The organism is Yaniella sp. (genome assembly GCF_030453185.1).
Classification (GTDB): Bacteria; Actinomycetota; Actinomycetes; order Actinomycetales; family Micrococcaceae; genus Yaniella.
The window spans coordinates 1-19,018 of sequence record NZ_JAKDKW010000014.1 but is presented as its reverse complement, the minus strand read 5'-3'; the positions used below and the strand labels follow the sequence as shown (position 1 = coordinate 19,018).

The following is a 19,018-nucleotide window of genomic DNA, read 5'->3' as shown; positions in this document are numbered from 1 at the left end:
CGGCGCCGCACAATCAGTGCGGCGCCGTTTGGGGTCTATTGGGTGAAAAAAATTACTGCGCGTAGGCGCCGTGCATCAGCACACCGCCGCCGTCAACACCTTTGGCGCCCTGCACGAAATCGTCTCCCGCGGTGGCAGCGTCGTTGTCCAGTGCCCCGACTTCGCCAATTTGCCAGGACTTCACGCCATGAGCATTCAACCAGGTCAGCGCTTTTTCAGCGGCATCGGCGGAGACGACGGCGACCATGCCTACGCCCAGGTTCAGCGTGCGTTCTAAATCAGCTCGCGGCACCTGTCCGGCTTCGGACATCACCGAGAATACTGCGGGCAGTTTCCAGGTGGAACGGTCGATCGTTGCCATCGTGCCCTGCGGTAAAACGCGGGCCAGGTTTGCGGCTAAACCACCACCGGTGACGTGTGAGAAACCGCGCAGCGCAAATTTTCCGTCGGCATTGAGCTCATCAATCAAACCCAAACACGTTTTGGCATAGATCCGGGTTGGCTCCAGTAGTTCCTCACCGAGGCTTCGGCCGAACTCGTCGATATGCTGGTCCCAGCTCCAGCCCTTAGCGGCCACAATTGAGCGCAGCAGTGAAAAACCATTGGAGTGGGCGCCAGAAGACTCCATGGCGATGACCACGTCTGAAGCACGAACACGTTCGGGTCCGAGAATGTTATCCGCTTCAACAACCCCGGTGACCGCCCCGGCAACGTCGTACTCGTTTTCAGCCAACAGGCCTGGGTGCTCAGCTGTTTCGCCACCGAGTAGTGCGGTATCAGCGAGTTGGCATCCGGTCGCAATGCCGCGGACGATATCGGCAACGCGTTGCGCCACGACCTTGCCGGTGGCGATGTAGTCGGTCATGAACAGCGGCTTCGCGCCGACCACAACGATGTCGTCGACGACCATACCCACCAGGTCTTGACCGATCGTGTCATGGATATCCATGGCCTGGGCAATGGCAACTTTGGTACCCACACCATCGGTAGAAGTAGTGAGTACAGGACGACGGTAGCTGGTCAATGGGGTGGCGTCCCACATGCCCGCAAACCCACCGAAACCACCCAGAACTCGGTTGCTATGGGTTGCGGTTACCGCAGATTTCATGAGCTCAACGGCGTCGTCGCCGGCCTGTACATCGACACCGGCGGCTGCGTAGGTGATCGGCTCGCCCAAGTTTTTGTCAGTCACGTTATTTCCTGTCTGTGGTCAGCTGGGGGACTTCGGTGGGGTAGTTGCCCGAGAAACAGGCGGTACACAGGGTGTCTTCATCCTGTTGTGTTGCGGCAATGGTGCCTTCCAGAGAAATATAGGCCAGTGAGTCGGCCCCAACGGATGCCCGAATTTCTTCAATCCCGGCACCGGTTGCTATGAGTTCTGCCCGTGTGGCGAAGTCGATCCCATAAAAACACGGCCACTGCACCGGCGGGGAGGAAATCTTCACGTGGACTTCTCGGGCACCGGCTTCCTTCAACATGGCTACCACCTGGCGCTGCGTATTGCCGCGTACGATGGAATCGTCGACGACGATCACTGATTTTCCGGCGACCACCGAAGGCTGCACATTGAGTTTTAGCCGGATACCTAACTGGCGCAGAGTTTGGGACGGCTTAATGAAGGTCCGGCCAACATACGAGTTTTTGACGAAGCCGTGCCCCAGTGGAATGCCGGATTCTTCGGCGTAGCCGATGGCAGCCGGTGTCCCGGACTCTGGCACCGGCACCACAACGTCGGCCTCTGCCACATTTTCTTGGGCCAGCTGGCGGCCCATTTCTAAACGTGATTCGTATACGCTGCGTCCGTTAATGGCAGCGTCTGGACGGGCCACGTACACGTACTCGAAAATGCAGCGCGCTAATTCAGGCTGTGCGAAACGGGTGGAGCGGACACCGTCGGCATCAATGCAGATCATCTCGCCGGGAGCAATTTCGCGGATAAAGGTCGCGCCCGTAGTGGCCAGAGCGGCCTGTTCGGAGGCAACCACCCAGCCACTAGCCAGTCGTCCGAGCACAAGCGGTCGGAAACCGTGTCGATCGCGTGCTGCATACAGCGTATTTTCGGACATCATGACGACCGAAAACGCGCCCTCCAGTGAAGCAAAAACTTCGGGAGCCGTTGTTTCGAGAGGGCGCTCATGTTGACCGTGCAACAACGTGGTGATCAACGCGGTATCGGAATTATTGCCCTGCGCGATTTCACCTGAGTCGACGTCTCCGAACCGGTCGGCAATCATGGCCTTGACCTCGCTTCGGTTGGTCAGCGCACCGTTCAGGCCGACGGCGACTGTGCGGTCATCGGCGGTAGCCCCAAGTGTCGGTTGCGCGAACCGCCAGTTGTCAGCGCCTTCGGAACCATATCGGCAGTGGCCAATCGCAATATGACCGGTTAAGGAGGACAGTGTGGCCTCGTCGAAAACCTGGGATACTAGCCCGAGGTCTTTGTACACGGAGATGCGTTCCCCGGTTGAGGCCGCGATGCCGGCTGACTCTTGGCCGCGATGCTGAAGTGAGAATAGGCCGTAGTAGGCGAGTTTGGAAACCTCTTCACCCGGGGCCCACACCCCGAAAACTCCGCAGGCGTCTTTGGGTGAATCGTCCGTAAGAATATCGCTCATCAACTATTTCCGTTTGCTATGTTTTTTGGCTTTGGCATCGGCTTTTGCCTGGGCAAACTGCTCACGGCGGGCTTGCTCGAGGCGCTCGTTCTGTTGGAAATGCGACCATTGCGCATAGTCATCTTGGGTTAGCGCCACGTCGGCGGTTTCTGGATCCTCGGTGGGGCGTGCATACACGGTTTCCATGGCGCGTTTGGAGCGCCGGTCAATAACCATCCACCACAGTGCGCTGATGGCTAGTCCCACGATGGCGAAGATGGCCGCGAAGAAGGACAGCGTTTGGGTTTGCGAGTACTCTTGGGTGCCACCCATGATCGCCACCCAGAAAAATGCGACGACGACACCCAGGACGGCGCCTGATACTAAAAACGGCGTGATCTTCGGGGCGCGACGCAAGACCATCTGCTGCGGGGTGTCCGCTTGGGGTTCTTGAAATTCGGCGGGTGGAGGTGTGCTGTCAGCCATAGTGCCCTTCATTCTAGCGCTTGTCGTAAGGGGTTACTCACAAGTCTGGTTACAGTTTGACCAATGGTAAGAGCCACGACAAATCTGTTCGCTGCCCGGAAGCAACGATGCTGCCGGCTTTCACCGCGTCTTGCCACGTCACTTGTCCCGTGATCAACGATAGCCACGTGGCAGAATCAGTTTCGACCACTGCGCCGGGCGTGCCGCGAGTATGAACGGTTCCCTCGATGACCTGAGTTACACCAAACGGTGGTACGCGCACTTCCACGGAACGCCCCGGTGCCAGTGTTGCAAGCTCTTCTAGGGAATACCGGACCGCCGTCGCACGGACACTACGACTCGCTGCAGCGGGATCGGCAGCCCATTGTCGAACCGCCGCTACACCCTTGCTAACATCAATTTTCCGTCGTGCCACAAACGCCTCCGGCTCATTTCAATAGTTTCAATACTGCGGGGCTCAACTTGATGCCGCCCACCCGCTGGTTGCCACCGTAAATGGGTGGCGCAATGTGCTCGACGACGTCGCTCATGGCATCCAGCGCAACGGCGTCAGGCGCATACTGGGCCAACAGCACCAACGCCACAAGATGTGTAGCTCGGTGGGTCGAATCAATCATCGATACCGCTACCGCCGTCCCATCCGGAGCGGCCATCGCCACGATACCATCGGCCCCCGTTTTGGTAAAGAGCTCTAAGGACTCCAGGATGACGGTGTCGCTGCGATGTTGTCCCTGCACAGCCTCGGGATAATCCAGCATTGCCCGAGCCACCATTGCTGCCGGAAGTTCTGCGTTACGATCGTGCACCGCACGTCCCAGCCTGCCAAAGCCTCTGGCCAGCGCGGCAAGCGTCGTCACCGGGGTGGGTGCGCCGCAGCCATCAATCCCGGTGTGGGTGATAGAGGTTTCGCAGTATTGTTCTAAGACGCGCACCACTTCGGTCTGTATCGGTGCGTCGTCGTCCAAGTATGTGGCCGGATCGGCTCCGGCGGCGACCATGGCTGCGAGGAAACCAGCGTGCTTGCCCGAACAGTTATGCGCCAGCGGGGTGCGTTCTAGCGGGATCGGGGCCATCTGCAAAGCAGCCGCAGCAACCTGTGACGCCGACGAGGGATAGACGGCCGAACATTTCAAGTCCGCAGCGCTCAATCCGGCCTGTGCCAGCACGTCGGCAGCAATATCCTGGTGCCACGGTGAGCCAATATGCGAACCGGCTGCTAAAGCCAGGCCTTCACCGGCAAGATCGGCCCCGCAGCGTAACGAAGCAATCGCTTGAAAGGGTTTCAACACCGAACGCCCATAGACTCCCGCCGATGGATCACCGACTCCGGCGATAATAATCCCCTCGGGATCCACTACGACGGCCGACCCAAAAAATCGGTTTTCAATAAACCCGTTTCGACTGGCTGTGGCCAACTGTTCGACGTCAGTGGCGCGAATCGGACCGGACATGGAAGTCTCCTAGCGTTTGGATTTTCGACGGTAAATGGCCCAGGTGATAATCGTTGCGGCCAGCATACCGATGCCCAAGGAGAGCAGAGCCGGCGCCATGTCTCCGCGGGTCGCCCCGGCGAAGGCGCGGAATCCAACCCATGAAACGAAGGAGCTGCCAAGAGTAATTAAGAGCCATAAGTAGACAACGCGAAGCCACGGGGGCAGGCCGGGCCCCCGGCCGTAGGGTAAGTGGTGTCGTTGAAATGCCATACCCCGAAGTCTAGTTGGTGTCCCGGCCGGGCGGTTTTGCATAAATTTCAGACATACCGGCCAATAGCCATGCTAGAACGACTACGCTAAGAGGCGTGAAAACATTAGTCTTGGGCCCAGGTGGCCGTGAACACGCAATTGTGCAAGCCCTCCGCGCCGATCCAGTGGTATCCGAGGTGCGCTGTGCGCCCGGCAATGCCGGTATCGCCAAAGAAGTTCCCGTCTATCCCATTGACGTGTCCTCGCCGCAACTTGTCGTAGAACTCTGCCAGGAACTCCAACCAGACCTGGTGGTCGTAGGGCCCGAGGCTCTGCTGGCCGCTGGCGTTACGAATGCCCTCCAAGCCGCCGGTTTCGCGGTGTTTGGACCAACCCACCAGGCCGCGAAACTGGAATCGTCCAAGGCGTTTGCCAAAGAAGTGATGCACGCTGCTGGAGTTCCAACCGGAGACGCTAAAACTGCGGTCAATCTGGAACAACTTGAAGCGGCTCTGGACGAGTTCGATGCACCCTACGTGGTCAAGGACGACGGCCTAGCCGCTGGCAAAGGCGTCATCGTTACCTCCGACCGCGACGCAGCAATTGCCCACGGCCGCGACATTTTTTCCGGTGGCGATCCGGTCCTTGTCGAAGAGTTCCTTGAAGGCCCGGAAGTTTCAGTTTTTGTGATCGCGGACGGAGCCGACGGCGTGGCAATGACGCCCGCCCAGGACTTCAAACGTGTATTCAACGATGACGAGGGTGCCAACACCGGGGGTATGGGCGCCTATACGCCGCTCGAATGGCTTCCCGAAAACTTTACCGACGACGTCATGGAGCAGGTCGCTCGGCCGGTGTTGAAAGAAATGGCCGACCGCGGCACCCCGTTCACCGGTGTCTTGTACTGCGGGCTAACTGTCACGAACAAGGGCATTCAGGTCATCGAATTCAACGCCCGTTTTGGGGATCCAGAAACCCAGCCGGTGTTGGCGCGACTCAAGACTCCGCTGGGCCAATTGCTCAAGGCGGCCGCCGACGGCAAACTGCGGGCCACCTTCCCAACCATTACATTCCACGACCACAGTGCCGTGGGTGTGGTGATGGCCGCAGAAGGGTACCCGGAAGCGCCACAAGCCGGCGCCCAGATCACCGGGGTAGCCGAAGCCGCAAAGCTCGAGGGAGTCTCGATCCTGCACGCCGGGACGACTGCTGGCTCCAGCGGTGAGTTCACTGCCTCCGGAGGACGACTCCTGACCGTGGTTGCTACCGGTGACGATCTGGCAACAGCTCGAGACTCAGCCTATGCGGCCGTTGAACACATCTCCGTGCCAAACGGTCATTACCGCACTGATATCGCGGCCAAAGCCATCAGCGGCGACATCACTATTCCAGGAGCCTAGGTATGACCGAAACCGCAGTACAACTTCCGGGCTGGCGACACATCTACTCCGGAAAAGTCCGGAACCTGTATGAACCCGAGGACTCAGCGCCCGGCGCATCCGACACCCTCTTGGTGGTAGCCACCGATAGGATCTCGGCCTTCGACCACATCCTGGCGCCTGGCATTCCCGATAAGGGCAAAATACTGACGCAGCTGTCGCTGTGGTGGTTTGAGCGTCTGGCAGATGAACTCGGTGTGGCCAACCATGTGGTTTCTACCGAAGTACCCGCTGCGGTCTCCGGGCGCGCCATGGTCGTCAAGCGTTTAGAGATGTTCCCTATTGAAGCGATAGCCCGGGGATATCTCACCGGTTCGGGGCTCGCCGAGTATCGTACAAATGGTCAGATCACCGGTATTGACCTTCCGGCTGGTCTCGTGGACGGTTCGAAACTTGAACCCGCGATCTTCACGCCCTCGGCCAAAGCAGCAGTGGGCGACCATGACGAAAACATTAGCTTTGCTGAAATGACCGAACGTATCGGTCAAGAGGCAGCCAATGTTATTCGGGTCAAGACCTTGCAGCTGTACAGCGCCGCCGAACGGATAGCACGTGAAGCAGGCATCATCTTGGCAGACACCAAAGTGGAGTACGGCGTCGACGAACACGGCGTGATGACTCTGGGCGATGAAGTCCTGACGCCGGATTCTTCCCGATTCTGGGATGCCGAACTCTACCGTCCCGGTCAGGCTCAGGAATCATTCGACAAGCAGTTTGTGCGCGACTGGCTCGCCTCGGAGGCATCCGGTTGGGACCAGGCATCGGATGCGCCACCACCAGAACTTCCTGACGACGTCGTTGAGAAGACGGCGCAGCGCTACCTGGAAGCATATCGGCGGCTGACTGGCCGAGCCTTCAACTAACCGCGAGCCACCAGGTCGATCACTACGGCCTCCGGTGGACAAAAGGTGCGGAGTGGAACCTTTGGTGAGGTTCCGATGCCGGCCGTTACATTGACGAGCCCGGCTGCGCCATGCGACCGCCACCGGAATACCGAAGACGCCAAACCGGTCGGCAGATCACAGTTCGTTACGATCGCACCATAGCGGGGGAGGGCCACCTGGCCGCCGTGTGTGTGCCCGGCGAAAACGAGGTCGGCGCCATCGGCAACTGCTGCATCGAGTACCCGTCGATATGGCGCGTGCGTGACAGCAATATTCAACTGTGCGGCTGGGTCAGCGTGGTCAAATCCTGGCCATGCGTCAGCCTGCATGTGTGCGTCGTGGGTGCCGGCGAAATTGATGATGAGATCATCGCGCGCCGTCAAGGTCATGGATTTATTGCCAATGCGATGCCATTTCCCAGCTTTGGTAAAAGTCTCAAACATTGCGCCGACATTGATGGGCTGCAGCGCTTCGGGAGCCCCGTGAAAATCTGAGGGGGCGCGCAAATATCGCAGCGGGTTGGCTGGTTTCGGACCGTAAAAATCATTGGACCCGGGAACAAACACCCCGGGGGTATCCAAGAGGGGAGACAAGGCCTCGACGACGTCGTCGACGGCGTTGACTCCACCCGGGTTGTCTCCGGTGTTCACCACCAGGTCTGGTTGCAGCTCCGCGAGACGTCGTACGAAGGCAATTTTCTTTCGGTCTCCTGCAACCAGATGCATGTCGCCAACGTGCAGGATCCGATATGGTTCCTGACCTGCGGGTAGCAGTGGCAGTGTCTCATATCGAACACCGAATTGGCGCGCTGAGATCATGCCGAATGCTGTCGCTGCTGCCCCGGCAAGAGTTGTTGCAGTAAAAAGTGTGGCCGCGCCGGAAGCAATCCGGCGCGGCCATCCTGAGGTTTCAGACACTAGTCTTCGTCTCCTGAAGACTCGTCATTGCTATCGTCTGATGGTTCTTCGGAAGTATCGTTGTCTGTATTCTCGTCGTCTCCGGAATCGGAATCGGAATCTGAGTCAGAGTCGGAATCGTCGTTATTTGACGAGCCGCCACCGCTGGACTCCATGGTGCGAGGGTTGCCGGTTGGACCATCGAATTCCGGGAATTCTGCTGTTTCATATTTCGGTCCGGCGACCTTCATGTAGTCAACCCACATCGGACCGGCGATGAGCGAGCCCCAGGCGTCTTCGAAGTACCGACCGCCAATGGTTTGTCCGCGCAGTGTGTGTTCGGGTCCGATGCCGTTATAGTTTCCAACCCATGAAGCTGTCGACAGATCTGAGGTGTAGCCAATGAACCAGGTCGAAGACTCGTAGTTGTTGGTACCGGTCTTACCTGCAATTGGGAAATCGAGCTCGCCCTCGGCTATGCGTTCATCCGCCAGTTGTGTCAACGTGTTGTTGAGTTCTTTAATATTCTCCGGGTTGAGAGAACCGGGGGAGCACTGGACCGGTGGAACGCTGTATTCCTCGCCTTCAGCATCAACGATTGATTCAATAGCGCGTGGTTCACAGTAGGTGCCGCCAGAGCCCAGCGTCGAGTACGCTGCTGCCATAGTTAGTGGGGACACTTCATAGGCGCCCAAGACGAACGACGGGTTTGAAGGATCAAGCGGTCCAGAGTCGGTCCCGCCTCCTTCAATACCGGCTGCGGTTGTGATATCTGTGATCGAGCACAGGTCGGTCTCGTACGCTGCAGCAACGGTAGCGGTGTTAATAGACCAGTACAGGCCATAATCCATGCGCATCGTTTTGTGCATGTCGGCAATTGCGTTTCGAGGACGCCAGCCGTCGCTACCGATTTTGGCGTAGCCGCCGTCAAGACAGTATGCAGGGAACCGCGCGCCATCATAGTTATTACGGGAGGCATCAACGGTGTCTCGCATGGAGTTTCCGGCCCCCATCCATGCCATGGCAACGAAAGGCTTCAGTGTCGAGCCAGCTTGGAAGCCACCGCCTCCGCCCCAGGATTGATCGACCCCGAAGTTCAGAGAGGTTTCTCCCTCGGTCTCAGTGCTCACCGTATATTCGGTATTTTGCGCCATGGTCTTGATGTCGCCGGTTTCTTGCTGGACCGTAACGATCGAGGCACCAACACCTTCGTTTTCACCGGCTGGAACATTCTCTCGAGCGGTTTCCACAGCAGCCTGCTGCAGTTCCGAGTCCAAGGTCGTCGTGATTTGGAGGCCACCACGATCAAGCATCCGTTGACGGGAATCTACGTCCGGCCCAAACGCTGGATCAGCCCGGACCAGGCGTTGAACGTAGTCGCAGAAATACTCGAAACCGTCTTTGGCATACATGCAACCGGATGGAAGGGGGGTCATATCCAACTGGTCTGCAACGTCGGAAGCCACGGCCTCTTCATATTCCTCTTTAGTAATACGATCTTGCCGGTACATATTGCCCAACACCAGGTCACGACGCTGCATCGCACCTTCTGGGTTGGCATCAGGATTCAGGGCATTGGGAGACTGGACCAGACCCGCCAAAAGAGCTGATTCAGAAATACTGAGATCCGCGGCAGACTTGTTGAAGAACAGCCGGGCGGCAGATTCGACTCCGTAGGTGCGGCCGGAAAACAGGACGATATTGAGGTAGCCCTCAAGAATCTCGTCTTTGGTCATATCCTTTTCGACCGCCACAGCCAGCTTCATTTCGCGAATCTTGTCCGGAATTTCTTTGCTACCAGAAACGGTCGTGCGGAGCCCGTTGAGATTTTGGTAGTTGACCAAAACGTTGTTTACGTACTGCTGAGTCAAAGTGGAAGCGCCCTGCTGAGTATCCGAGGTGACGTTGTGCACCGTCGCGCGAGCAAGTCCCTCGCCATCAACACCGGAGTGATCGTAAAAACGTTCATCTTCGATGGCGATAATCGCGTCAATCATGTGATCTGAAATTTGATCGAGCTCCACCGGAGTCCGATCTTCAGCATAAAAGGTCGCGATTTCGTTGCCGTCCTGATCCAAGATGGAAGACGGCGTGGACATGGGCTCTTCATTAAGTTCTGCTGGCAGCTTATCCAGCATCTCGGTGCCGACTTGTGAAGCTGCTCCGGACAGCATTCCGGCTGGAAGCATCATGCCCGCACCAATGGCGCCCAGCAAAGCTGAGATACCAAAAAAGGCGAGCAGTTTCGACAGCACGGAGTTGCTTTTAAGCACAGAAGTACCTGAGGACGTCGTTTTGGCCATGCGAGGAGTCTACCGGATCGACAAGATCAAATCTGTCCCAAAGCTCTCGGCGCAAGATACGGTTAAGGTATGAGCAATACACAGAAGTGGGAATACGCCACTCTTCCATTGGTGATCCATGCAACGAAACAAATTCTTGATCAGTGGGGTGACGACGGCTGGGAATTAGTCACCGTTATCCCGGGGCCAGATGGCAACGCTCCCGTAGCGTATCTGAAACGTCCAAAAGCCTAAGGAAGGAGCAATATGTCCGTTATTGAACAGCGCATCGAAGCAGCAGGTTATACCCTGCCCGCGGTTGGAAAGCCGCTTGCCGCTTACGTTCCGACCATGCGCGATGGTGACAATGTGTACACCTCGGGTCAGCTCCCGCTGGTCGACGGCAAGCTTACCGGAACGGGGAAAGTTGGCGAGACGGTTAGCACCGAAGATGCTGCCAGATTGGCACGTACTTGTGTCCTGAACGCGCTAGCTGCGATCAAAGCAGAAGTCGGAGATTTGGATAAGATCTCGCAGATTACGAAAGTAGTTGGTTTTGTCTCTTCCGCTTCAGATTTTGCTGAACAGCACGTCGTAGTTAATGGTGCGTCGGAGTTCTTGGCTGAAATTTTCCAGGACACCGGAACTCACGCACGCTCTGCTGTCGGTGTAGCGATGCTGCCGATGAATGCTCCAGTGGAAGTTGAAATGATCGTCAAGGTCACTGACTAACCACCTAATCCACGAGGTACCTTAAAGCGTATGAGTCGAAGGAATTCCTTCGACTCATACGCTTTAATTCTGGTTACTGGTTAGCGTGCACGCTGACGCAAACGCTGCAGATCCAATACGATGACGGCGCGGTTTTCCAAGCGCAACCAGTCACGCTGAACGAACTCGGCAAGTGCCTTATTCACGGTTTCGCGTGACGCGCCGACCAGCTGGGCGAGTTCTTCCTGGGTGAGATCGTGAGCAACCAGGAGACCATCAGCAGTTGGACGGCCAAAGCGATCTGCAAGATCGAGTAGCGCTTTAGCAACGCGTCCTGGTACATCCGAGAAGACCAGGTCAGCCAAGGACTCATTCGTGCGTGACAAGCGACGGGCCAAAGCGCCCAGAAGTTGCATCGAGACTTCTGGGGAAGAGTAAATGACTTTCCGCAGGTTTTCGTGACGCAGACCGGCCAGGCTGGTCGCAGATACAGCGGTAGCTGAGGCGGAGCGAGGCGCAGGATTGAACAGCGCCATTTCGCCGAATACCTCTCCAGGGCCGAGGATAGCGAGAAGGTTTTCGCGACCGTCAGGTGCGGTGCGCCCCAGTTTAATCTTTCCGGACAAAATGACGTATAGCTGATCTCCATCGTCACCTTCGTGGAACACTGATGCGCCGCGGGAAAGCTCAACTTCGGTCAGCTCCGCGGTAAGAGCGCTGAATACTTCCTCATCGAGGTGGGTGAAGAGCGGCGCGTTGCGCAATACGTCTAAATCCATGGTTTGTAGTTTCCTTACTGGCCTTGTGGGCCGACTTCATTCTCTTGCCGAAACTGAGTAGCTCATTGTGGAATGCCGTTACATGCCGATTCGGGCACATAAATCCTAGTGTGTTTCGGCGTGGGCTTCTAGCCGATTCTATCGAATGTAGAAGGCCATGTGGAAATCGTCACAACGGATGACGAATTATCCCTCCACGATAGTCCAAAATTCGGCCAAAATACTACGCTATCGGCAAGGCCATTCTGAGACAATATGAAAACCGGTTACGCTTAGTCCACGGTAACCACCCCAAGAACGGTCGATGGGACGGTGGCTCATTATAGGGTTCTCCTTGCTTGACTGGGCACTTGTCCTTGTGCTCGTCGTTGTCATCGTCATCGGCTTTCGCCGTGGCTTTTGGGTCACTATGGGAACAGTCGCCGGTGCCATCGCCGGAGTGTTCGGCGGGTTATTTCTCATGCCGTTGATTGTTGAACTTGTGCCTGCCGGCGTCATTCGAATCATTACGATGGTGGCCGTCACTGCCGTATTGATCTGGTTTGGGATGTGGCTAGGTCGCAAGATTGGTGGCAGGCTGCGGCTCCACATCAGCCATCCTGTCATGCGAGCCATCGACAGACTTTTAGGCGCGATCAGCAATACCGCCGTGGCAGGGCTGCTTATTTCGCTCATTGCTTTCTCTGTTGCTTCGGTTGGCGTGCCGGGCATTACCAGTGCGCTGAAAGAATCGCGCATCGTTGCAGTTACCACGGACCTCACGCCAGAAGCTGCACGGGTCTGGATTGCTGAGGCTCGAGCCCAAGTGTTGGACTCCTCAGAACTGCCAGAACTGGATTTAGCAGGCGAAGAAACCGAAGAAGTCGAGCAGACTCGGCAGGAGCCAACGGCGGCAGTCGAGGAATCCAGTGTGTCGTCCGTGCGGATTACCGGAAGCGCCTACGGGTGTGGGCAGAGCCAAACGGGATCTGGTTTTGCTCTGACACATGACCGCGTGCTGACGAATGCACACGTGGTCGCCGGTGTGGAGTCGCCGCAGGTTGAAAGCCATGACGGACAGTTATTCACTGGTGAAGTTGTGGCCTTTGATCCAGAAGTCGACGTCGCAGTGATAGCACTACCTCAGGCTGATCTTCCTGCCGCAGAATTTGGCGATGTTATTGATCCGGGCGAGTCAGCCTTTGTGCTGGGCTACCCGTCGGGTGGTCCCCACCAGATCACGGGCGCGGAAGTGCAGGCGCGAGGCCCAGCGACGGTAGCCAATATCTACGATGAGAATCCGCAGCTACGCGAGGTGTATCAAGTATCGGCTGATGTCCGACAGGGTAATTCTGGTGGAGCGCTCGTCGATGAAGAAGGCTCTGTTGCGGGCGTCATCTTCGCGCGTGCTTCAGACACCGAGGTTGGCTACGCGCTCACTGCCGAGGAAATCTCCGGGTACGTCGATGATGCACCGTATTTATCTGATCCAGTTTCGACAGGGGACTGCTTGCAGTAGTCGATACCGGACTCGCCAGACGCACCGGACGTGTCGCGGGCATTGTTCTCGAGGGCAACACGGCGTAACCTGAGTGTTGTAAGTCACTTCTGACTTCAACTCACATCACATGTCCAACAAGGGGTAAACATGTCCTCTCAAACTGCTCCAGCGCCAGTTAAGTCCCATGAGCGCGAGGCGTTTGGTGGCCGCTGGATTTTCATCCTGGCCGCCATGGGTTCCGCGATCGGGCTGGGGAATATTTGGCGCTTCCCGTATATCGCCTATGAAAATGGTGGCGGGGCTTTCATCATTCCGTACCTCGTTGCGTTGCTCTCGGCCGGTATCCCGTTGCTCTTCTTTGATTACGCAATCGGACACCGATTTAAGGGGTCGCCGCCGTTAGCTTTCCGACGGCTAGCTAAATGGACCGAGACCATTGGCTGGTGGAAAGCTCTGATCTGTGTGGTCATCGGGCTGTACTACGCGGCCATTCTTGGGTGGGCCGCCAGTTACATTTTCTTCTCCTCCACAGAAGCCTGGGGCGATGACGCGAATGCATTCTTCTTTGAGGAGTATCTGCAAATGTCAGATACTCCATCCTTGGATTTCACCATCGTGCCGGGAGTCTTCTGGCCGATGCTGGCTATCTGGGTAGCAGTACTTATTGTGTTGGGCCTAGGAGTTCGACGTGGTATCGGTATCGCCTCGGCTATTGGCATACCAATTTTGGTGGTCATGTTCCTAGTCTTGGTCGGTATTGCTTTGACGCTCGATGGAGCATTTAGCGGTTTGGATGCCTTGTTTACACCAAATTGGGCAGCTCTGCTGGATCCGGGCGTGTGGATTGCAGCCTACGGCCAGATTTTCTTCTCGTTGTCTGTTGGCTTCGGCATTATGATCACGTACTCCTCCTACCTGAAAAAACGCACGAACTTGACCGGTTCGGGTATGGTTGTCGGTTTCTCGAACTCCGGTTTTGAAATTTTGGCGGGTATCGGTGTCTTCTCAGCACTCGGATTTATGGCACAATCAGCTGGAGTAGAAGTCGGCGAAGTGGTGACCTCCGGTATCGGCTTGGCATTCGTGGCCTTCCCAGAGATCATCTCGCAAGCACCGCTTGGTCTAGGGCCAGTCATTGGAATATTGTTCTTCGGCTCGCTACTGTTCGCCGGATTCACATCGATGATTTCGATTCTGGAAGTCACGCTGTCTGCTATCAAAGACAAGACCGGTTGGTCACGGGTGACGGTAGTCTCCACCTTCGGCGTCGGTCTCGCCTTGCTGTCGCTGGTTGGTTTCGGGACAACTTCGGGAATACACCTGCTCGATGTCTCCGACTACTTTGTCAACCAATTCGGCATCGTTGCCGCTGCTCTGGTGGCCGTCGTTGCCGTCTCATGGTTACTCAGACGCCTCGATCGCATCGTTACGCACCTCAACAAGGTGTCTTCGTTCAGACTGGGCACGATCTATAAAATCTTGATCGGTCTGGTCTTGCCGATCGTGCTGGCCTACACGTTGGTCCTGGAATTCATTGGCCAGATGACGGCCGACGAACCATACGGCGAGCTGCCGAATTGGTACATCAACACCTTCGGTTGGGGCATGGCCGTGAGTCTGATCGTGATCGGATTCATCTTGTCACTCCTGCCCTGGGCGAAGGACTCGGCACTGTACGCCGAGCACTCCGAAAACGAATACCCCTTAGATGCCAGTGATTCAATGCAGGGCAAACATGCTGCTGCCGATGAATCCGGACAGGAGGTCAAGTCATGACCGCGATCTCAATCACAATGATGATCATTGCATGTGTCACCGTCTTTGGTGGTGTCATTGCAGCCGTGATCCACCTGCAACGCAACCCGGATGATGTATCCGGTGAGTTCGGTGATGAGGAACTCCGAAGCCGCCGAACATAATTCAACACAGAAATAAATGCCTCGGCCGCAACCAATATTGGTTGCGGCCGAGGCGTTTGAGGGCTAGAAACTCAGGTGGAGAGCCTAGCCTTTCATGCCCGAGAGGATTTCTTCCATCACCGCGGGGTCAGCCAGTGTGGCCAGTGCGGTTGGATCAGCCTCGGTCTGACCTTCTGCGGCATCCTTGAGCAGGCGACGCATGATCTTACCTGAGCGAGTTTTCGGCAGATCAGTGGTCACCAGAATCCGTTTTGGCTTGGCAATCGGTCCAATGTGAGTGCCAACATGATTGCGCAGCTGTTCTTCTGCTTCCTTCGGGTCAGTACCTTCGGCCTCATCAGTTAAAATGACAAAGCCGTAGATAGCCTGACCGGTCGTAGCATCCGCGGCCCCGACCACTGCTGCTTCGGCAACCAGCTCATTGGAAACCAGCGCAGATTCGATCTCAGTCGTTGACAGGCGGTGACCGGAAATGTTCATGACGTCGTCAACTCGGCCAAGCAGCCAGATGTCGCCGTCTTCATCGAAGCGAGCGCCGTCACCAGCAAAATACGTGTTGTCAAAGCGCGACCAGTAAGTGTTTACGAAACGGTCGTCATCGCCCCATATGGTGCGTGCCATAGCCGGCCATGGTTCACGGATAACCAAAAAGCCTTGGCTGGTATCCTGCATGGTCTCGCCGGTGTCGTCGACCACATCAACAGAAACGCCAGGTACCGCGCGCTGGGCTGAGCCAGGTTTGAGTTCCGCGGGAGTTAAAGCGGGCAACGGGGTGAGAATATGTGCCCCGGTTTCCGTCTGCCACCAGGTGTCAGCGATGGGCACGGAGTCCGCTTGGCGAGGGCCGGGAGTGACGTTGCCGTCAGCGTCGACCGTTCCGGCGCCGTTGTTATCGCCGATAACTTCACGGTACCAATCCCAGGCTTCCGGGTTGATTGCTTCACCCACCGAGCCCAAGAGGCGGATTGAAGATAGGTCGTGACGATCAGGGATATCGCGACCCCATTTCATGGCACTACGAATAGCCGTGGGTGCCGTGTACAGGATCGTGACGCCGTATTTTTCGACGATTTTCCACCAGCGATCACGATGTGGAGTATCAGGGGTACCTTCGTAGAGCACCTGCGTGGCACCGTTGGACAGTGGACCGTACACAATATAGGAATGACCGGTGACCCAGCCGACGTCGGCTGTACACCAGAACACGTCGGTTTCTGGTTGTAAATCGAAGGTGTCACGTGCTGTCGCGGTGACTTGTGTGAGATAGCCACCGGTGGTGTGCAGGATACCTTTCGGCTGGCCGGTTGTTCCCGAGGTGTAGAGGATAAACAGCGGGTGTTCTGCTTCATGCCAGGCGATCTGATGAGATGTCGGTTGGTCGGCAACGACTTCGTGGAACCATTTATCGCGTCCCTCAACCCAGTTGATCTCCTCCTTGTTGCGGTTCACCACCAGCACGTGCTCTACGGTGTGCCCTTCTGCGGCGAGAGCGTTGTCAACAATGGGCTTGAGCATATTCGGTTTGCCACGGCGGAATGAACCATCGGCGGTGATGACCACCTTGGCTTCGGCATCGTCGATCCGCGAGCGCAGAGCTTCGGCAGAGAACCCGCCGAAGACGACTGAGTGCACAGCGCCGATTCGGGCACAGGCCAGAATCGATACGACGGATTCGACCAGCATTGGCAGGTAGATTGCCACCCGGTCGCCCTTGGTCACGCCTAGTGATTCCAGCGCGTTGGCTGTCTGGGATACTCGAGCTTGAAGGTCGGCGTAGGTGACGGCATCTGTGTCGCCGGGTTCGCCTTCAAAGTAGAGGGCTACGCGGTCGCCATTGCCGGCTTCGACGTGGCGGTCCACCGCGTTGTAGCAAGCGTTTGTGGTGCCATCAGCAAACCATCGGGCAAACGGGGGATTGGACCAATCGAGTACTTCGGTAAAGGGGGTGTCCCAATAGACTTCGTTGCGCGCGCGATCCGCCCAGTAATCCTGTGAGCTCTGTTCGGCTTGTGCATACAAGTCGCGGGCTCGCTGGGTGGTTTCCTGTTCATGCGTGGTGACCATGAGGCTCCTTTGGTTCGTGATCGGTATCACATCTAGGGTCATGGTAGGGCGTTTTCTAAGCTCATTCAAACCGAGGGTGCGCTGAACGGCTATCAAATGTGCGATGAGCGGTCCTGGAGCCGCACGTGGCAACGGTTCGGTGTTGGTCGCCGTCGTCGGCCTAAGATGAAGCAGATAGGTGGGTGAAAACCAGCACCGGTGAAGAAAGGGATGATCGTGACAGACGAAACGCCGTTGGCCAAGAAGCGCAGGGCCCGCAAAATCTATCGGGTGCTGGGGGAAACCTTTCCGTATGCGCACGCCGAACTCGATTTCTCCAACCCCTTCGAGCTCTTGGTGGCAACCGTGTTGAGTGCCCAGACCACTGATATTCGAGTGAACTCCGTGACGCCGACACTATTTGAACGGTACCCGGATGCCCATGCCATGGCTCAAGCGCAAGAAACAGACCTGCAGGACCTCGTTCGTTCCACCGGGTTCTATAAAAACAAGGCGCGTGCCTTGCTGGGGCTCTCCCAAGCGCTCGTTGAAGGCCACGAGGGCGACGTACCCAACACGCTGGAAGACCTGGTGAAGCTGCCGGGTGTGGGGCGCAAAACAGCCTTCGTAGTGTTGGGTAATGTATTCGGTGTCCCCGGGATTACGACCGACACCCACGTCATCCGGTTGGCAAATCGCTTCGGCTGGACCGATTCGACCAACGCGAACATTGTCGAGCGTGACATTGCTGAGCTGTTTGAACGCAAGGATTACACCGAATTATCGCACCGGGTGATTTTCTTAGGACGACGCATCTGTCATGCCAAACGCCCGGCCTGCGGAGCCTGCCCGGTAGCAAAATGGTGCCCTTCGGCCGGGATCGGTGAGATCAATCCCGTAGCCGCCAAAGAATTGCTCTCTTATGAACTCGCGCCCGGGCGTGAGCATATTCACGAAGCACTAGTGGCTGGTGCCTCCCGCGCCGACCTGCGCGCGGCCGGCTATGAGTGGGAGGCCTAATGCAACTCGATGGTGCGCTGGCTGACTTGCTAGCATTGGTACACACCCACGGTGAAGTCAACCAGAATATTGTGAACCGGGTGACTGTCTCTCCCTCAGCTGCCCTGCCGGATCACTCCGCGACATGGCCCTATGATCTGGCTTCGCTGGTCAATCCGCGAGACGCCTCGGTGCTACTCCTTTTCGGTTCCATGGACGACCGACCAGCTACGTTCGACCGAACGATTGTGCCCAAAGAACTCGACGTGTTGCTCACCCAGCGGTCGATGGTGTTGCGCAATCATCCTGGTCAAGTCTCATTTCCCGGTGGCGGACTCGAACTCAACGACGTCGATGCGACGGCGTGTGCGATTCGCGAAACACAAGAGGAAACTGGCGTTGACCCAAAGGGCATTATTCCTATCGGTACGTTACCGGTGCTGCCGTTACCGGTCACAAATTTCCAAGTGACGCCGGTGCTTGGATGGTGGCAACATCCCGATGACAACGAAATGATCACCACCGAAGAGGCTACGCGGGTCTTCCGGGTACCGGTAGGTGACCTGGTGAACCCGAAACTTAGAGTGACCGCTGTGGCCAGCGATCGCTCATCAAAGCACCGCTACGGTACCCCCGCTTTCACCGTTGGCGGCACACTGGTCTGGGGTTTCACCGCGATGATCCTCGACCGGGTGTTGGAACTGCTCGGCTGGGCTGAGCCTTGGGATCCGCGCTACGTCATCGACATCTCCAATTGGGATGCCACCAAACCCGTGCCAACAGCCTTCTACGACCCGGACCATCCGGGAATTGACCTTCATGGG

General features: G+C 57.0%; 19 protein-coding genes. 9 read left to right on the top strand and 10 right to left on the bottom strand.

Annotated features, from left to right (window positions below):
* Positions 1–52 precede the first annotated feature (52 nt).
* From purM to L0H14_RS03730, 6 genes are read right to left on the bottom strand one after another with little or no spacing between them, the layout of a single operon-like run.
* On the bottom strand, positions 53–1,192 hold the full coding sequence (gene purM, locus L0H14_RS03755; protein ID WP_301417999.1) for a phosphoribosylformylglycinamidine cyclo-ligase: 1,140 nt from the start codon (positions 1,190–1,192) through the stop codon (positions 53–55).
* A gap of 1 nt (position 1,193) precedes the next feature.
* Complete coding sequence (gene purF / locus L0H14_RS03750; RefSeq protein ID WP_336621708.1) at positions 1,194–2,615, bottom strand: amidophosphoribosyltransferase; 1,422 nt, start codon at positions 2,613–2,615, stop codon at positions 1,194–1,196.
* A gap of 3 nt (positions 2,616–2,618) precedes the next feature.
* Positions 2,619–3,080, bottom strand: coding sequence for a flagellar biosynthetic protein FliQ (locus L0H14_RS03745; protein WP_301417990.1), 462 nt, complete (start codon positions 3,078–3,080; stop codon positions 2,619–2,621).
* Between the two features lie 49 nt (positions 3,081–3,129).
* Positions 3,130–3,495 carry a sterol carrier family protein gene (locus tag L0H14_RS03740; protein WP_301417988.1) on the bottom strand — a complete coding sequence of 122 codons (366 nt, stop codon included), beginning with the start codon at positions 3,493–3,495 and terminating at the stop codon, positions 3,130–3,132.
* Positions 3,496–3,508: 13 nt separating this feature from the next.
* The gene (locus tag L0H14_RS03735; RefSeq protein ID WP_301417986.1) at positions 3,509–4,531 is read right to left on the bottom strand and encodes an asparaginase; all 1,023 of its coding nucleotides are present in this window, start codon (positions 4,529–4,531) and stop codon (positions 3,509–3,511) included.
* A 9-nt stretch (positions 4,532–4,540) separates the two neighbouring features.
* Positions 4,541–4,783, bottom strand: coding sequence for a hypothetical protein (locus L0H14_RS03730; protein WP_301417985.1), 243 nt, complete (start codon positions 4,781–4,783; stop codon positions 4,541–4,543).
* 95 nt (positions 4,784–4,878) lie between these two features.
* On the opposite strand from L0H14_RS03730, the gene purD reads away from it, so the two are divergent.
* Positions 4,879–6,162, top strand: a complete 1,284-nt coding sequence (gene purD, locus L0H14_RS03725; RefSeq protein WP_301417983.1) for a phosphoribosylamine--glycine ligase — start codon at positions 4,879–4,881, stop codon at positions 6,160–6,162.
* Between the two features lie 2 nt (positions 6,163–6,164).
* Positions 6,165–7,064 (top strand): phosphoribosylaminoimidazolesuccinocarboxamide synthase, encoded by a 900-nt coding sequence (locus L0H14_RS03720; protein ID WP_301417981.1) that lies wholly within the window; start codon positions 6,165–6,167, stop codon positions 7,062–7,064.
* On the opposite strand, the gene L0H14_RS03715 is transcribed toward L0H14_RS03720, so the two are convergent.
* Both L0H14_RS03715 and L0H14_RS03710 read right to left on the bottom strand, forming a co-directional pair.
* The gene (locus tag L0H14_RS03715) at positions 7,061–8,002 is read right to left on the bottom strand and encodes a metallophosphoesterase (protein WP_301421405.1); all 942 of its coding nucleotides are present in this window, start codon (positions 8,000–8,002) and stop codon (positions 7,061–7,063) included. The two genes, L0H14_RS03720 and L0H14_RS03715, sit on opposite strands and share 4 nt — an antisense overlap.
* A complete protein-coding gene (locus L0H14_RS03710) occupies positions 8,002–10,254 on the bottom strand; it encodes a transglycosylase domain-containing protein (RefSeq protein ID WP_301421404.1) in 2,253 nt (750 codons plus the stop codon). The genes L0H14_RS03715 and L0H14_RS03710 overlap by 1 nt, the downstream gene beginning before the upstream one ends.
* Before the next feature lie 99 nt (positions 10,255–10,353).
* On the opposite strand from L0H14_RS03710, the gene L0H14_RS03705 reads away from it, so the two are divergent.
* Together L0H14_RS03705 and L0H14_RS03700 are read left to right on the top strand one after the other, a co-directional pair.
* The gene (locus L0H14_RS03705) at positions 10,354–10,518 is read left to right on the top strand and encodes a hypothetical protein (protein ID WP_169558753.1); all 165 of its coding nucleotides are present in this window, start codon (positions 10,354–10,356) and stop codon (positions 10,516–10,518) included.
* 12 nt (positions 10,519–10,530) lie between these two features.
* Positions 10,531–10,995, top strand: coding sequence for a RidA family protein (locus tag L0H14_RS03700; protein WP_301417974.1), 465 nt, complete (start codon positions 10,531–10,533; stop codon positions 10,993–10,995).
* 80 nt (positions 10,996–11,075) lie between these two features.
* On the opposite strand, the gene L0H14_RS03695 is transcribed toward L0H14_RS03700, so the two are convergent.
* Positions 11,076–11,753 (bottom strand): Crp/Fnr family transcriptional regulator, encoded by a 678-nt coding sequence (locus tag L0H14_RS03695; RefSeq protein WP_022869434.1) that lies wholly within the window; start codon positions 11,751–11,753, stop codon positions 11,076–11,078.
* Positions 11,754–12,057: 304 nt separating this feature from the next.
* Between L0H14_RS03695 and L0H14_RS03690 the strand changes: the two genes are divergently transcribed.
* The 3 genes from L0H14_RS03690 (at position 12,058) to L0H14_RS03680 (ending at position 15,152) form a co-directional block, all read left to right on the top strand.
* Positions 12,058–13,251 carry a MarP family serine protease gene (locus L0H14_RS03690; protein WP_301421403.1) on the top strand — a complete coding sequence of 398 codons (1,194 nt, stop codon included), beginning with the start codon at positions 12,058–12,060 and terminating at the stop codon, positions 13,249–13,251.
* A gap of 129 nt (positions 13,252–13,380) precedes the next feature.
* Positions 13,381–15,009, top strand: a complete 1,629-nt coding sequence (locus L0H14_RS03685) for a sodium-dependent transporter (RefSeq protein ID WP_301417968.1) — start codon at positions 13,381–13,383, stop codon at positions 15,007–15,009.
* Positions 15,006–15,152 (top strand): methionine/alanine import family NSS transporter small subunit, encoded by a 147-nt coding sequence (locus L0H14_RS03680; RefSeq protein ID WP_301417966.1) that lies wholly within the window; start codon positions 15,006–15,008, stop codon positions 15,150–15,152. Before L0H14_RS03685 ends, L0H14_RS03680 begins: the two co-directional genes overlap by 4 nt.
* A gap of 84 nt (positions 15,153–15,236) precedes the next feature.
* On the opposite strand, the gene L0H14_RS03675 is transcribed toward L0H14_RS03680, so the two are convergent.
* A complete protein-coding gene (locus tag L0H14_RS03675; protein WP_301417965.1) occupies positions 15,237–17,216 on the bottom strand; it encodes an AMP-binding protein in 1,980 nt (659 codons plus the stop codon).
* A gap of 210 nt (positions 17,217–17,426) precedes the next feature.
* On the opposite strand from L0H14_RS03675, the gene nth reads away from it, so the two are divergent.
* Together nth and L0H14_RS03665 are read left to right on the top strand one after the other, a co-directional pair.
* Entirely contained in the window at positions 17,427–18,215 is a 789-nt protein-coding gene (gene nth / locus L0H14_RS03670) for an endonuclease III (RefSeq protein WP_301421402.1), read from the top strand.
* On the top strand, positions 18,215–19,018 hold an 804-nt coding region (locus tag L0H14_RS03665; RefSeq protein WP_301421401.1), incomplete at its 3' end, for a CoA pyrophosphatase. The genes nth and L0H14_RS03665, both read left to right, overlap by 1 nt.